The organism is Natronorubrum tibetense GA33 (assembly GCF_000383975.1).
GTDB classification, from domain to species: domain Archaea; phylum Halobacteriota; class Halobacteria; order Halobacteriales; family Natrialbaceae; genus Natronorubrum; species Natronorubrum tibetense.
Window position 1 is genome coordinate 153898 of sequence record NZ_KB913021.1, and the last position, 12153, is coordinate 166050.

Annotated in this window: 8 protein-coding genes; 4 read left to right on the forward strand and 4 right to left on the reverse strand. The window is 53.9% G+C overall.

The window, feature by feature from the left end; translation table 11 throughout:
• Positions 1 to 61: 61 nt before the first annotated feature.
• On the forward strand, positions 62 to 937 hold the full coding sequence (locus NATTI_RS0124835; protein WP_006093014.1) for a hypothetical protein: 876 nt from the start codon (positions 62 to 64) through the stop codon (positions 935 to 937).
• A 325-nt stretch (positions 938 to 1262) separates the two neighbouring features.
• Here the strand turns inward: NATTI_RS0124835 and NATTI_RS0124840 are convergent, their stop codons facing one another.
• Positions 1263 to 4124 (reverse strand): UvrD-helicase domain-containing protein, encoded by a 2862-nt coding sequence (locus NATTI_RS0124840; RefSeq protein WP_006093012.1) that lies wholly within the window; start codon positions 4122 to 4124, stop codon positions 1263 to 1265.
• Complete coding sequence (locus NATTI_RS0124845; protein ID WP_006093011.1) at positions 4121 to 6709, reverse strand: PD-(D/E)XK nuclease family protein; 2589 nt, start codon at positions 6707 to 6709, stop codon at positions 4121 to 4123. The genes NATTI_RS0124840 and NATTI_RS0124845 overlap by 4 nt, the downstream gene beginning before the upstream one ends.
• A gap of 92 nt (positions 6710 to 6801) precedes the next feature.
• On the opposite strand from NATTI_RS0124845, the gene NATTI_RS0124855 reads away from it, so the two are divergent.
• Positions 6802 to 7698 (forward strand): hypothetical protein, encoded by an 897-nt coding sequence (locus NATTI_RS0124855; RefSeq protein WP_241434436.1) that lies wholly within the window; start codon positions 6802 to 6804, stop codon positions 7696 to 7698.
• A 337-nt stretch (positions 7699 to 8035) separates the two neighbouring features.
• The gene (locus tag NATTI_RS27595; protein WP_006093009.1) at positions 8036 to 8347 is read left to right on the forward strand and encodes a Cap15 family cyclic dinucleotide receptor domain-containing protein; all 312 of its coding nucleotides are present in this window, start codon (positions 8036 to 8038) and stop codon (positions 8345 to 8347) included.
• A 4-nt stretch (positions 8348 to 8351) separates the two neighbouring features.
• Here the strand turns inward: NATTI_RS27595 and NATTI_RS0124860 are convergent, their stop codons facing one another.
• Both NATTI_RS0124860 and NATTI_RS0124865 read right to left on the reverse strand, forming a co-directional pair.
• The gene (locus NATTI_RS0124860) at positions 8352 to 8849 is read right to left on the reverse strand and encodes a Cap15 family cyclic dinucleotide receptor domain-containing protein (RefSeq protein ID WP_006093008.1); all 498 of its coding nucleotides are present in this window, start codon (positions 8847 to 8849) and stop codon (positions 8352 to 8354) included.
• A gap of 100 nt (positions 8850 to 8949) precedes the next feature.
• Entirely contained in the window at positions 8950 to 9891 is a 942-nt protein-coding gene (locus tag NATTI_RS0124865; RefSeq protein WP_006093007.1) for a nucleotidyltransferase domain-containing protein, read from the reverse strand.
• A gap of 515 nt (positions 9892 to 10406) precedes the next feature.
• Here NATTI_RS0124865 and NATTI_RS0124870 point away from each other — a divergent pair.
• The gene (locus tag NATTI_RS0124870; RefSeq protein ID WP_006093006.1) at positions 10407 to 11714 is read left to right on the forward strand and encodes a tyrosine-type recombinase/integrase; all 1308 of its coding nucleotides are present in this window, start codon (positions 10407 to 10409) and stop codon (positions 11712 to 11714) included.
• Positions 11715 to 12153 lie beyond the last annotated feature (439 nt).

Below are 12153 nucleotides of genomic sequence, written 5' to 3' on the forward strand. Positions count from 1 at the left end.
ACGACGAGACAATTCGCTCGTGAACTTGATTAATAAGCGCAGATGAGTACTGTGTACGCAGATGGGCCACGTCTACTATCACCATCCCGGTGACAAGCAATTCTCTCTTGACTTCGTACATCCGGACCCTGGTGAAATCGTCTCGCAGATCGTCGATTACGATAACGACGTCGCAGTGAAGGTCCAAGCATACGATATCGACGAAGAATTCTACGTCATCTATACGTCCCGCGTCGGCGGTGGGCCCGTTCGTGAAATCGATTTCAACCTGAATGAGTCACTCGCGAAGATGAGCGAGGACAACAGCACCATCGTCGTTCGGCTGCTCGAGATCTACCGCGCCCTCATCGCTCAGAATGAGGAGGAAGAAGGTGTTCCTGTCGAGGCGTACAAGAAGATCGACGTCGACGCGCTGCCGGACGTACTCGATCGGACGTCGTGGGAGGGATCAGCAACAGCCGTTGCAGGGCGGCTTGCCTCGAACCTGATTCTGAAACATGCACTTCCGAACGCCAACCACCGGACGGCTGTCGCACTGGTCCAGTTCTACCTCCGGCGTCTGAATCCGAACTTCTCCATGCCGCAAACGTCTATAGAAGTCGATCCAGAGACGTACGACTGGCGGGAGTGGGTTAATGAGTACATCAACAAGTCGAAGCGGCTGTTGACCATTCGACGGAAGAACGTCCTCTTCAAGCACCTGTACCGCTTCGGCGCGAGAACGCTTGAGCGGAAACACGCTGTCGAAATCGACTTGACCGCATACGAGCTGGATATGTACCCGAGTGAGGCGAAAATCGTCTATGCGGAGCAGCATGAAGACCTCTGGATCGAGTTCGTCGAAGAGGCCGTCGAACGCGCAGGGTATCCAGACCTGAAGGAAACGCCAGGGCTATCGAAAGCAGAGTTCGCTGAAAAGATTCGGAATCTCGACTAAGGAGTGTCGTTAGTCTTGGAGTGTGGCGACTGTTCGGCCCGTTTCTTCGGCCTCCTGGCTGCGCGACATATTGTACGTCGCGAGCGCTTCGTCAACCGCCTCATCAAGACTCATTGGTCAACCTAATCTTGACTCTTCTAGCGTATAAACGCTTGCATGGCTCCAGACGAGTATCAAACAGCCTCAGTTCACCTCGATCAGTGCTGAGTGCGCAGATGTTCTTCCCTGCTCTGAAGAATCCGTTGCCGTCGACCAATTTGTCCCCGAACAAAGTCCAATCATGTTCGAAGACGTTGTTTAGGGGATATCTGGATTTGCGGTAAGACTACTCGACAACGCTGACTTCCGAACGCTGTTCTTGACCAATCAGTGCGACTAGGTCCGCTTTCGAGAGTGGATCAGTATCAACACGGTTCCCTTGTGCAGTATAGAAGATCCCTGTGGTCACCTCTCGACTAGAGAACCACTCATTCAGCACGTGATAGTACACACTGAGTTGCTTCCGATACTCATCCTCGGCGTGCCGCCCGAGGTCAGTTTTAAAGTCGATGATCCCGACGGTATCGGGACGAATATGAACGAGGTCGACGATTCCTGAGATGGTGACCTGCTCGCCATCGACAGTAAGTGGCAGATACGCATCCTCCTCAACTCGCAGCTCACCATCGAGCGAGTCGATGAACGACCTGATGTGACGTTCGTCGTCGTTCGAGGGCTCGACGTCTCCTTCCAGTACGTACCGCTCAGCGAACTCGTGGGTCTGCGTTCCGAACGCGGTCCCTCTTCCGTCGTCGACGTCCTCGAACACATCGTCGCGCATGAGCGTGTGCGGCGAGTGTCCGACCGGGCCGTCCGGCGTTGGCACGGAAATCTGCAAGTGTGCCTGCGTCGTCTCGTCGATATCGTCTTCCTGAACGTTGGGTTCCAGCTCCTCGAGGTCAACCGGGAGCTCTTCAATGAACGTGTTCGGGCTCTCGCCTGCAGCGAACACGAGATGGCTCTCAGCCCGCGTCATCGCGACGTAGAGCAAGCGTCGTTCCTCATCGTATCCACGCGGCAGGCACTTTCGAAGGACGTCGGCCCGCCAGTTGTCGTGAATGTGAGGATACCCATGATCGTCGGCGTAGAGTTTTCGCTGACGTATCCCGATCGGATCGTCGAACGTGATCGCATTACTGTTCCCGCCTGACGGTGGGAAGCAATGGGAGTTCATGTTCGCGAGCACGACAATGGGGTGCTCGAGTCCCTTGGCCGCGTGGATGGTCTGGACCGTCACCGAATTCATACCGGCGCTCGCGTGGACCTCGTGGGTGCTACCGTCCTCGATGCCGCGTTCGATGAATCGGATGAGGTCACCCCGTGTCAATGTCGTCGCGCTATGGACGGACTGAATCTTCGTCAGCAGCACGTCGGCATAGGCCCCGTCATAGTCGTACTGGGAGAACACGCGCTGGGCAACCCCACCGACCGTCTCCAGTGACGCAAGCTCCGACTTGAACGCCTGCATATTGGCGGGATACTCCTCACTATCGAGGACGTGTTTGATCTCGTCGAGCGTGTAGCCAGCTTCCTCAAGCACGACTGCCCATCCTCGCTCCGCGTCGGATTCGAGAATTCGCAGCCACGCCAGGAGAAGCTTCGCCGGGTCAGACCGGAACAACTCGATACCACCTTCGTACGCCATCGGCAGCCCATACGCCTCGGCGACAGAGAGGAGTTCTCGGCCGAAGTCACGAGTCCGAGTGAGGACGGCGATGTCACCGTACTCTGGTAGACGAAGTTCCCCGTCCTCCTCGACCTGATACGCGTCGTTCCCGACAATCTCCTGAATCTTGGTCAGAACGGCTTCGTGTTCGTCTTCGTGTTGAATCGCCTCTATCTGAGAGTTCTCGTGCGATGCGTTCGAGGAGAGCGACACAATTCTATCTTGCACGGCCGTCTCGTCGACGTCGTCCGTGCTCGCCGCGGGCGTCAATAGACTGTGCTCGGAGAAGTCGAGAATGTCCTGCGTCGACCGGTAGTTCTCGACGAGCTCGATATCGATGATCGGGCGGGTCGCCCACGATACTCGCTCGTGATCCTCGTTGAGTTCGTTGACGAACCGATCCAGGCGAGATTCGAACTCAGTAATGTTCTCGACGGTGGCATACTGGAATGAGTAGATGCTCTGTTTCCAGTCGCCAACGACGCAGACGTTGTTCGTGTTCGCGAGCAGAAGAGCGAGTTTGAACTGGATCTCACTAGAGTCCTGGAACTCGTCGATCATTACGTACTCGAACGCGACATCGTCACGGAGTCGGTGGTCGTCACAGAGCAGGACGAACGCGAACAGTTGGAGGAAGCTGAAGTTAAGATAGTTCCGACTGAGCGCGAACTCAAGGTACTCGTGGTAGACGTCGTGAACGAAGTTCTTGAGGTCCTCTCGCTGTTCGTCAAACACCAGCCGTGCGACTGCCGCAGGAACCTGCTTCTCACCCCACCCCCCGCGAATCGTCTCTTTGTCAGGTGCGTCTGGAAGGTAGCACTTGTCGTTCCCGTAGCCTCCAAGTTTCGAGCGAAGCTTGGACTGCTTGTTCCCGTCGTTTCGGGGCTGATTCAGTTCGTCGAAGATCTCTCGGAACGCCTTGAAGTCGCCGTCCAAATACCGCTCGCCGTTGCGATACCAGCCATCAGCCGTCGGGAAGACACCTTTCGCCGCAAGCTGATTGAGTAACCCGAGGAGTTCGACTGGTTCCTCGAGAGCGCGGAAGAAGTCGTTGTACTCGGAATGGTCGTCGCTGAACCGACGGATGAACTCGCGGAACTGCGCCTTCTCGACGTTCTCGTCTTCGAGGACGCGTGTGGACCCCGTGATGCGGTCGTCGATGCCGAGGAGCGTCGGTGCCTCGAAACCGTGTTTCATGAGGATGTCGTGACAGAGGCTGTGGAACGTCTGGATCGGTGCGTCCGAGAGTTCACGCATACCATAGTCACAGTGGGCGACGATTCGGTCCTTCATCTCCGTCGCCGCGTTGTTGGTGAACGTCACGAGGAGGACATCCTCAGGTTCGACGTGGTCTTGGTCGACGATTTCGGCGTAGCGACGGGTGACGGTGAACGTCTTTCCAGTCCCTGCGCCGGCGTCGACGACGTGGATTCCCTGTTTGCTGTCGATTAGGTCTTGCTGTTGGTCGTTCGGCGCGGTCATCGCGAACCACCCTCCAGGATGCAGTCTCGGTTGTCCACGTACCGATAGTTTGGATCGCCGCCGAGTCCCTGAACCGGGAGGCGCTCATCACCGGCACGACGAGTGTTCAACTCCGAAAGGCGATCTCGGACGAACTGCTCGAAGGCGTCCACGTCGCCAGTAAAATAGTTCTGATTGCGAATCCGAAGGAGGTGTCTCAGTGCCTGCTTACAGCCCTTCTTTACGTACTTGTAATCACCAACACTCTCCTTCATCTGTTCCGTCAAGAGGCGCGCAAACGCGGATTCCATGAGTTCACCCTTGTCCCTCGTCTCCGGGAACTCGTGTACATCCAAGAAAGCCAGGTACTCTTCATATTCCACCTGGGAGAAGGTCTTGTTACAGTCATTCGCGGCGTCTTCCTGTAGTTCGGTGAAGGTGTCTTGTCTCGCGATATATCCTTTGTACGTAACTGGATAATACGTTACTGTCGTCAAACAATCTTCGAGAGAACTATCCCCAGTCACCACATCGTCAAGCGTTTCGAGGAAGTGGAAGAACGTGAATTGCAGTTCTTCATCCGGATGCTCAGTCCGCTGGTGAGCGAGATACAGCAATGCCTGGAAGTTCGGTTTGTCGCTCGGTGGATCAAGCGCTGAATGCTTTACAATCGAGTATGCTGACTTCTTTGAGCCACTCTTGTAGTCGAGGAGTCGGGTCGGGCTGTGAACGAGGTCGATCTTGCCCTTCAACCCGAGATCAGTGTTCTCGAACCAGCGTTCGGTGTGCGACGCATCGATGGGGCGGTCGTAATACTCGGCGAAGAAGTTCTCTCCCCGACCACCGTCAGGCGTCACCAGGGCGTCACCGTGAGGAGAGTTTGCATTCAGGAATTTAACGATGGTCTGGAGACCGACACGGTACTTGGTGAGTCGGACTTCCCGGTCGACGCCCCGGAGGAACGGGTCGACTTCGTCGAGAATGGCTGCGGCTACATCGTCGAGTGTATCAGACGTGATGGCGTCCGGATGCGAGACATAGAACTCCGCGAAGTCGTGGAACAGGTTCCCTTCCCTAAAGTGATCCTTGTCCGGGTTGTCGACGAGTCGGCTGAAGAAGTAATCGCGGGGTGAGTTGACGTAGGAGTTCAGGCTCGACTGGCTGAGTGCGGTGACTTCCTCGGGGGAGACATCGAGTGGTTCTTTTTCGAATCCGTCCTGTGTCGTTCGAGACGCTCGTGAATGCTGCAGTGAGTCCAAATCACTGAATCGGTCGAACTCCTCGTCGAACAGTTCCTCAAAGTATAGGCACGGGGTGACGGACGTTCCACCGGCGGTGTCCTGCACGAGGTAGTACTGGTCGACGCCGTTCTGCAGGAGGAGTTGGAACTGCCGGATGTTCCGCTCGAACTCCTGATCTCGGTCGACCCACGGGCGGCGAGGCGACGAATGTGTCCAACCTTCGTCAAGGGCGAGATAGAACACGACGGCGCGGTCGACGTGAGCAGCCGATTTTGCATCTGCCAATAGGACACCTTCGTTCTCCCGATCCACAGGCACTTCGTACGACTGTAGATAGAACTCGAGACGGTCAACTGCCGGTTCGGTGACGGCGTCGTCAAGGAGGCCGAGCGTCGCGAGTTCCTCTCTGAAGGCGTCGATAGAGGCGTCCGTGACTGCTTCGTATTCGTCGATGGCCTCCTCGAATGTGCGGGAACGAATCTCATCACGGAACTCAAGGATCCAGTCTACTTCCGGACGATCAAGGTCGTAGAGACGCTTCTCGTCGTGCTCAATGTCGACGGGCATCCCGAGCTGGGTCAGGAGTGGTCGAACGTCTCCTACTCGCGTATCCCGGCCAGCGTGGGCACTTCGAAGGAGTTGCAGGAATGCTCGGTGACGAGCATCGTCATTGAACCCCGGACCACCGTAATATGGACTCTCTGCAGCTTCCAGCGCCGACTCAATGAGCGAGGAATACTGACTAACTGCATCGAGGACGACAGCCACGTCGTCGGCGTTCTCCGGTGTGACCGTATCGAGGACCGCGTCGACGATTGCAGCCGGTGAGTCGAGAATTCGGAAGGGTGGATGATCGAATGACTCCTCGGTGAACGGGTCGACCGTCTCGTAGTCTGGGGGAAGGATCGAGCGTTCGAGTTCGGTAAATTGCTTGAAGCCGACGACAGCGACCGACGTGTCGGCTTCAATACTGTACTCAGTGAGACGTTTAGACGTCGTGTCCATCTCTGCTATGCAGTCGACAGCGGTGTGCGTTGCCGTCGTCGCGAACTGCTCGTAGTCCAGAATAGCGTCAGCCGTCCCCTGATACTCCCAGCACTGTAGGATGTTCCCGACCGCATAGGATGTCTCCTTCCAGTTGAGGTCAGTCGTCTGAATGATTTCGAGGAACGCGAGTCGGTCTTCGGCCTGTTCTCGGCGTCGGGCAGCCAGGCGCCGTGGTGTGATCGCGAATGGCCCGAAGTGAGGTTGATCAAGACGCCGGTTCAGGGCACTCGCCATCGGCGCATCCGGCACGAGCACAAGGTCGAAATCCTTGCATTCCTCGTAGAGAGAATCGATAGACTTCGCTCGTGTAATTGACACAGACTAGCGAACTCAAGTGGATTGTAAATATGTATCGCTGGGCAGACATTCGGGAGTATGATAACAACCAGGCACATCGGACTACACAACAGATGATATCTCGTGCAAAACTGAACCGTTGGACACATTCAGAAACTGCAAATCAAGAAGAAGCTCGAGATACCAACCGCGAACTCCGGGATGATCTAGAAGAAGGTGGCCTCCAGGGTGTCAGTGAAGGGTTAGAATTCGCCACCCTCCTTCAAGGTTCGTACCGGAACACGACCATGGTGTACAATTCCGGTGACGTAGACATTCTTGTCATTCGGACAGACACCTTCCATGCGGATTTTTCTCACGTCCCTGATCACGCCGCCAGCCATGCCCCTGGTCGAAATCCACAGCAAATGTTCGAGGAGCATGCCGAAGGCGTGTATCGAACCCTCCAAGCCCAATACGGGACACGCAACGTCGAACGTGGTGAGAAGGCAATCGAAGTGGACAGTGATGAGTTGCCCCTTGGAGCCGATGTCGTTCCCTGTCTCCAGTATCGACGATTTTGGTCACGCCAGCCAGGAAACCATATGAAAGGAATTGTATTCTGGACTCCAGACGGGACGAAGATCATCAATTTCCCACGCCGTCATCGGATCATGGGCATCAGGTACAACGAATATACAAACGGGAACTACAAACCAACGGTTCGTATTTTCAAGAACTTCAGGAATACACTCGCAGAGAACGGCGCTATTGAGAAAGAAAACGCTGCGTCATACTTCATCGAGTGTCTCCTCTCAAACGTCGAGACTGCCACAATCGCAAAGGATGACATTCGCGATCGAGTGGAAGGAATTCTCGACGAACTCGAAGCCGACGCTGCAGAAGAGTTCCCGGACTATACTGTACAGCATGGGATGCAACCGTTGTTTGGTGACGAGACGACCCAGTGGGATGTCGAACACGCCAGAGCATTCGTCACCGAGGCCAGACGCTTCTATGAAGAGGATTAGTAGGGATGCATACCTACTCAACAGACAACGACAATAGGCCGACTGTATACGGCATTCTTGGATTCGCAGCCTATGCAGCTGCCCTTGCCGTGGGATGGCTTTCAACAATGCTCAGTGCAGTCATACCGGCAGTCGCAGGTATCGATCTCCTGGGGAGTGGGATTTACTCTTCTTACAGCGACGTTTAGTCGGTTCATCTGGAAAACAAGAATCGCCCGCGTAACAGGAGCGTCAAAAGTTCCTGATTTCAGCGGCGAGTGGACGGGATATGTGAAAACCTCGTATGAGGGCGTCATTCTGGATGAGGCGCTTCACGCGTCGAACGACCCAACGCGGAATGCAGCGGGTCGCAGCGACGCTACGAATCACTCAGACATGGCGGAAAATTAGCATCCACCTGGAGACCGACAATTCCGAGTCAGACAGTACTGGCGCAACCGTATTGACTGAAGATGGGCGTTGGCCGAGCCTTAATTACCAGTATGAGAACGATCCAGACCCAGATTCAGCGTCTTCGATGACAAGACACTACGGAACTGCGGACTTAGCTTTAAAGACAGACTCTGACGAAACAGTACTAGAGGGATTCTATTACACAGGTCCTGGCCGTGAGAACTACGGAGAAATGTACTTCGTGAAATCGGAGTGAATGCTCAGTTCACTCTGTACAGTTCCAGTATCCCATGGGTTCCCCGCTGATCAGGGCGGTTGTAGTACTTTCCTTCGAGTTTGTCTTCGTGCTCATCGTATTCTAAAATAGCAGTCCCGTAATGTGGGTCAAGCTCTTCGTTGGTGGTACTCCCATCATTCCAGTAGTTATACGAGAGTGTCGGCCAGGCTTTTTCTTTGACCAAAATCGTCGCTGCTCGGCTATGTGAGGGGGATTCTGGCCCATCCAATGATACACGTATCTTATCCCAGGTCTGTTTAATCTCAATACTGGTTTCCTGTTTTGTCAGTCCCTCAATCTGACGTCCCTTGTCGACGATCTGCTCGTCGGGGATGAGGTCCGCGTCGACGGAAGTGTACAGATGTCCTTCCCATGTACCATTCAAGTTCGGAACAGCGACCAATCCCTTATCGTGTAACCACTCCCACTTCCAGAGATATCTCGTGAAACCGAAGTAGAGTGCGGATGAGACAACGCCCATCGAAAGTCCGAGTACAGGACCAAAAACGCTGATTCCTCCAAGGTAAATTACTGCAGTAGCGATACCGATTACGATGTATCGCTGATGGCGATTCGGTTGGTCAGTGGAAAAGTTGTGCATTCTTCCGTTTGCTGTACCAGTCGTCCCACATTTCTTGGAGACGGGTTATGAGTTCGTCTGCTTCGTCAGTACTCCACTGCGTGTTGCTATCGCCAAATAGAGATTCCATTTCGGAAACCTGATCAAAGGTCGAAAAGTCCGTATTGTCTAAGTACGATAGCGTTTCATCGAATCGATCTGACCGGCTGGTCCGCTTTAGGATACTCTCTGGAACGTTGTAGATGAGACACTCGATCCCGTACGAGTGAGCATTAATCGTCCAAAGAGTATCGAAATGGTTGTTGTAGTAATAGCGTGCGTTCTTGAATATACGGACGGTCTCCTTGTAGTTCGAATGCATTTCCCGTCCGTTCTCGCGGTGAATCGTAGGGAAGTTGATTACACGATCGTTGCCGTTCTGCGGCATGAAGTGCATTCCCTTGTCGATTTCCGCGTCCTCATCGCCGCCTTCGGGATACGTCTGGTAAACACGGTATTCACCGCACGCGACCACATCAACGTCGACATCAAGTAATGATGTAGTCTCCTTGTCGATTTTGATTGCCTTATTACCGGGAGTGACAGCTGAACGACCAAACTTGATCCTGAGTGCCGTCAACACGTCATCGTAGAAATCACGGTGGTCATAATCGGCGTCATCGTGGTCTTCGTTGTATCGTTCCTCCTCCTCATCGGTTAGCTCCTCAAGGTCAGAGCGCCATGCGGACGTGATTTTCGCGACGACGTCTACGTCGCTCGATCCCCGTGTGTGAGTTGTGTTCGCATATGAGCCCTGTAAATAGACTTCGTAATCTTCGTCCGCTTGTTCCAGGGGGGAGCGTTCGCTCATCAGGGCACGGCGAGTCTTATCCCGTGCATCAGCCGATCCCTTGTCAGCTCCGGTACCATGCCAGTCGTTAAATTTGCTTTCAGGAATCGGCATTTTAGCAGTTGCCCATTAAACTCGATAGGTACGGTGTAGTCACGACTCGACTGCGGATGACGGCATCCGCGCGGTGTATTATGTCGTCTGGAATCATCTGTATTCTATCTCCAGGTGGGTTCTAGTGGGAGACAAGGATAGGTACGAATGCTTGATAGTTAAATATTAGCGAAACAGAGTGAAAGTGATAACATGCCCATTGAATCCTCTCGGCACGGTTTTCCTCAGAATAGGTAGAATGCATATCACCTTCGCGATTCCAGTCGGAATTTTTGAGAGAATCATATCGCAGTATACGGTTTATTCGTATGGCGCATTTTATCGCCAAATCTATCGTGGGTTTAGCAAACTGAATTGGTCTGCCCAACCCACACACTGATAAGGAATCCGATTGAAACGCTGAACGACTCGAATATGCCACTCTTAGAATCGCCATACTGGGCCGCGACTAGGCTTCTAACCGAATTCTGCACCAATCCAATTTCAGACGATCAAATCCCCCAGAGATCGCTACAATGAGTCGATCGGATGCCGAGCAGGAGGGCAAGACCGACGCTGAGCGGGTGCCATCATTCGATGGTGTCCGATGGACCTCGTGCTCGCTCAAGGACTTCACGGACCTGTACTGGGACAAGATTGCCCCCTGTCTCGAAGCAGAGGGTATCGATCCGAGAGACGAGAAGCCGACCCACCAGTGGTTTCGGGATCACGATGCGCGGTCATTCCTCGCGGCTCTCCGTCGGCATCACGATCGCTCATTCGGGGAGTTCTGGAACGAGGACCTCGAGCTCGGTGATGATGAAGAGGGCTACACATGGGCAACAATGGATAATGGAACAATCGACGCCCTCGAACAGTTCCTCAACCGGCGGAAATCACGATATAGCCTTGCGACGTCGTCCGTCGACGCGCTCCGAACGCGACTGAACCTCTACGTCCGTGCTTATCGAGAGGCAAACGGGACAGATGACCTCCTTACACCGATTCAACGAGATCAAGAGAATCCAGACTACGAAGCCGTTGACGCGTGCTATGCAGCATTCGACTGGTTGAATGAGGGAACTAAACGCGAATACAGCGCCCAGACCCTCCAGCGTGTGCGGCGCGTCGTCGACGCCTGGTATCAGCATCTGGTCGGTCGACGGGTCGCCTCGATGAACCCTGCGAGCGGCCTCTACGACGAATTCAAGTGGGAAGTCGAAGATTCACCCACACCTTCGCTTTCAGCGAATCAGATTCGGAAACTGATGCAGGCGTCGGAGACAACGCGAGAACAGCTGCTCGTGGTGGCGTTAGCTGGCTGGGGACTTCGAGCGAGTGAGGTCGCCGCACTCCATGTATCGCAGTTCCACCGTGACGTTCCCGAAGACGACATCCGCTTCATCACGTTCGAGAGCCGCAAGAACGGGCCCGGTGAGGTGTCTCTCCTGTACGGAATGGACGTGCTCGACTCCCGAATCGACGAGCTAGCGGAAGACGATACGTGGACTGGATACTTGTTTCCCTCCCCTCAGGGAGAAACGCCGTACGTGACCCGAGATACAATCCGGAATTGGTTCCAAAATCTTGCATTGGAAGCAGATCTCCCCGAGCGGATCGAGGGTGAACGACCAAGTCCACAGCTCTGTCGTCGATTCTGGTATGATACCTATACAGCAGTCCTCGAAGGCGTTCTCGAAGGTGTCGACGAAATCGCTGCAGAGCAAGGTAGTAGCGATCCTCAGGTAGTGATGCAAAATTACCTGTCTGACTCGCGTTCTCGTCGAGTCCGACGAGAGTTCATGCGAGACCAACTCAACGCAGCTTTCGGAGAGAGAACGTAACATCAACCCATCTGTCGAGCCATTCCAAATGTCTGTCCTCGGTTGATGACTGAGTCAATGAGTCACAGAGTCAAGGTTCAATGAAGTATTGACTTCTGGAAGTTAAGAATCAAAGAGTCCATGATTCATTGAGTTGCTTGGTGTTATGGAGAGTGAAGAGTCGCTAACTCATAGATTCATTGAGTTGCTTGGTGTTATGGAGAGTGAAGAGTCGCTAACTCATAGATTCATTGAGTTGCTTGGTGTTATGGAGAGTGAAGAGTCGCTGACTCATAGATTCATTGAGTTGCTTGGTGTTATGGAGAGTGAAGAGTCGCTGACTCATAGATTCATTGAGTTGCTTGGTGTTATGGAGAGCGAAGAGTCGCTGACTCATAGATTCATTGAGTCATTGAATCAGTGAGTGTTTGAAGTATTGAATTGAGGACTCAGGAACACG

Excerpts from the sequence above, each read along its gene's own strand:
- NATTI_RS0124835 (WP_006093014.1), top strand. The coding sequence starts at position 62 with ATGGGCCACGTCTACTATCACCATCCCGGTGACAAGCAATTCTCTCTT.
- NATTI_RS0124840 (WP_006093012.1), bottom strand. The coding sequence starts at position 4,124 with ATGACCGCGCCGAACGACCAACAGCAAGACCTAATCGACAGCAAACAG.
- NATTI_RS0124855 (WP_241434436.1), top strand. The coding sequence starts at position 6,802 with ATGATATCTCGTGCAAAACTGAACCGTTGGACACATTCAGAAACTGCA.
- NATTI_RS27595 (WP_006093009.1), top strand. The coding sequence starts at position 8,036 with ATGCAGCGGGTCGCAGCGACGCTACGAATCACTCAGACATGGCGGAAA.
- NATTI_RS0124860 (WP_006093008.1), bottom strand. The coding sequence starts at position 8,849 with ATGGGCGTTGTCTCATCCGCACTCTACTTCGGTTTCACGAGATATCTC.
- NATTI_RS0124865 (WP_006093007.1), bottom strand. The coding sequence starts at position 9,891 with ATGCCGATTCCTGAAAGCAAATTTAACGACTGGCATGGTACCGGAGCT.
- NATTI_RS0124870 (WP_006093006.1), top strand. The coding sequence starts at position 10,407 with ATGAGTCGATCGGATGCCGAGCAGGAGGGCAAGACCGACGCTGAGCGG.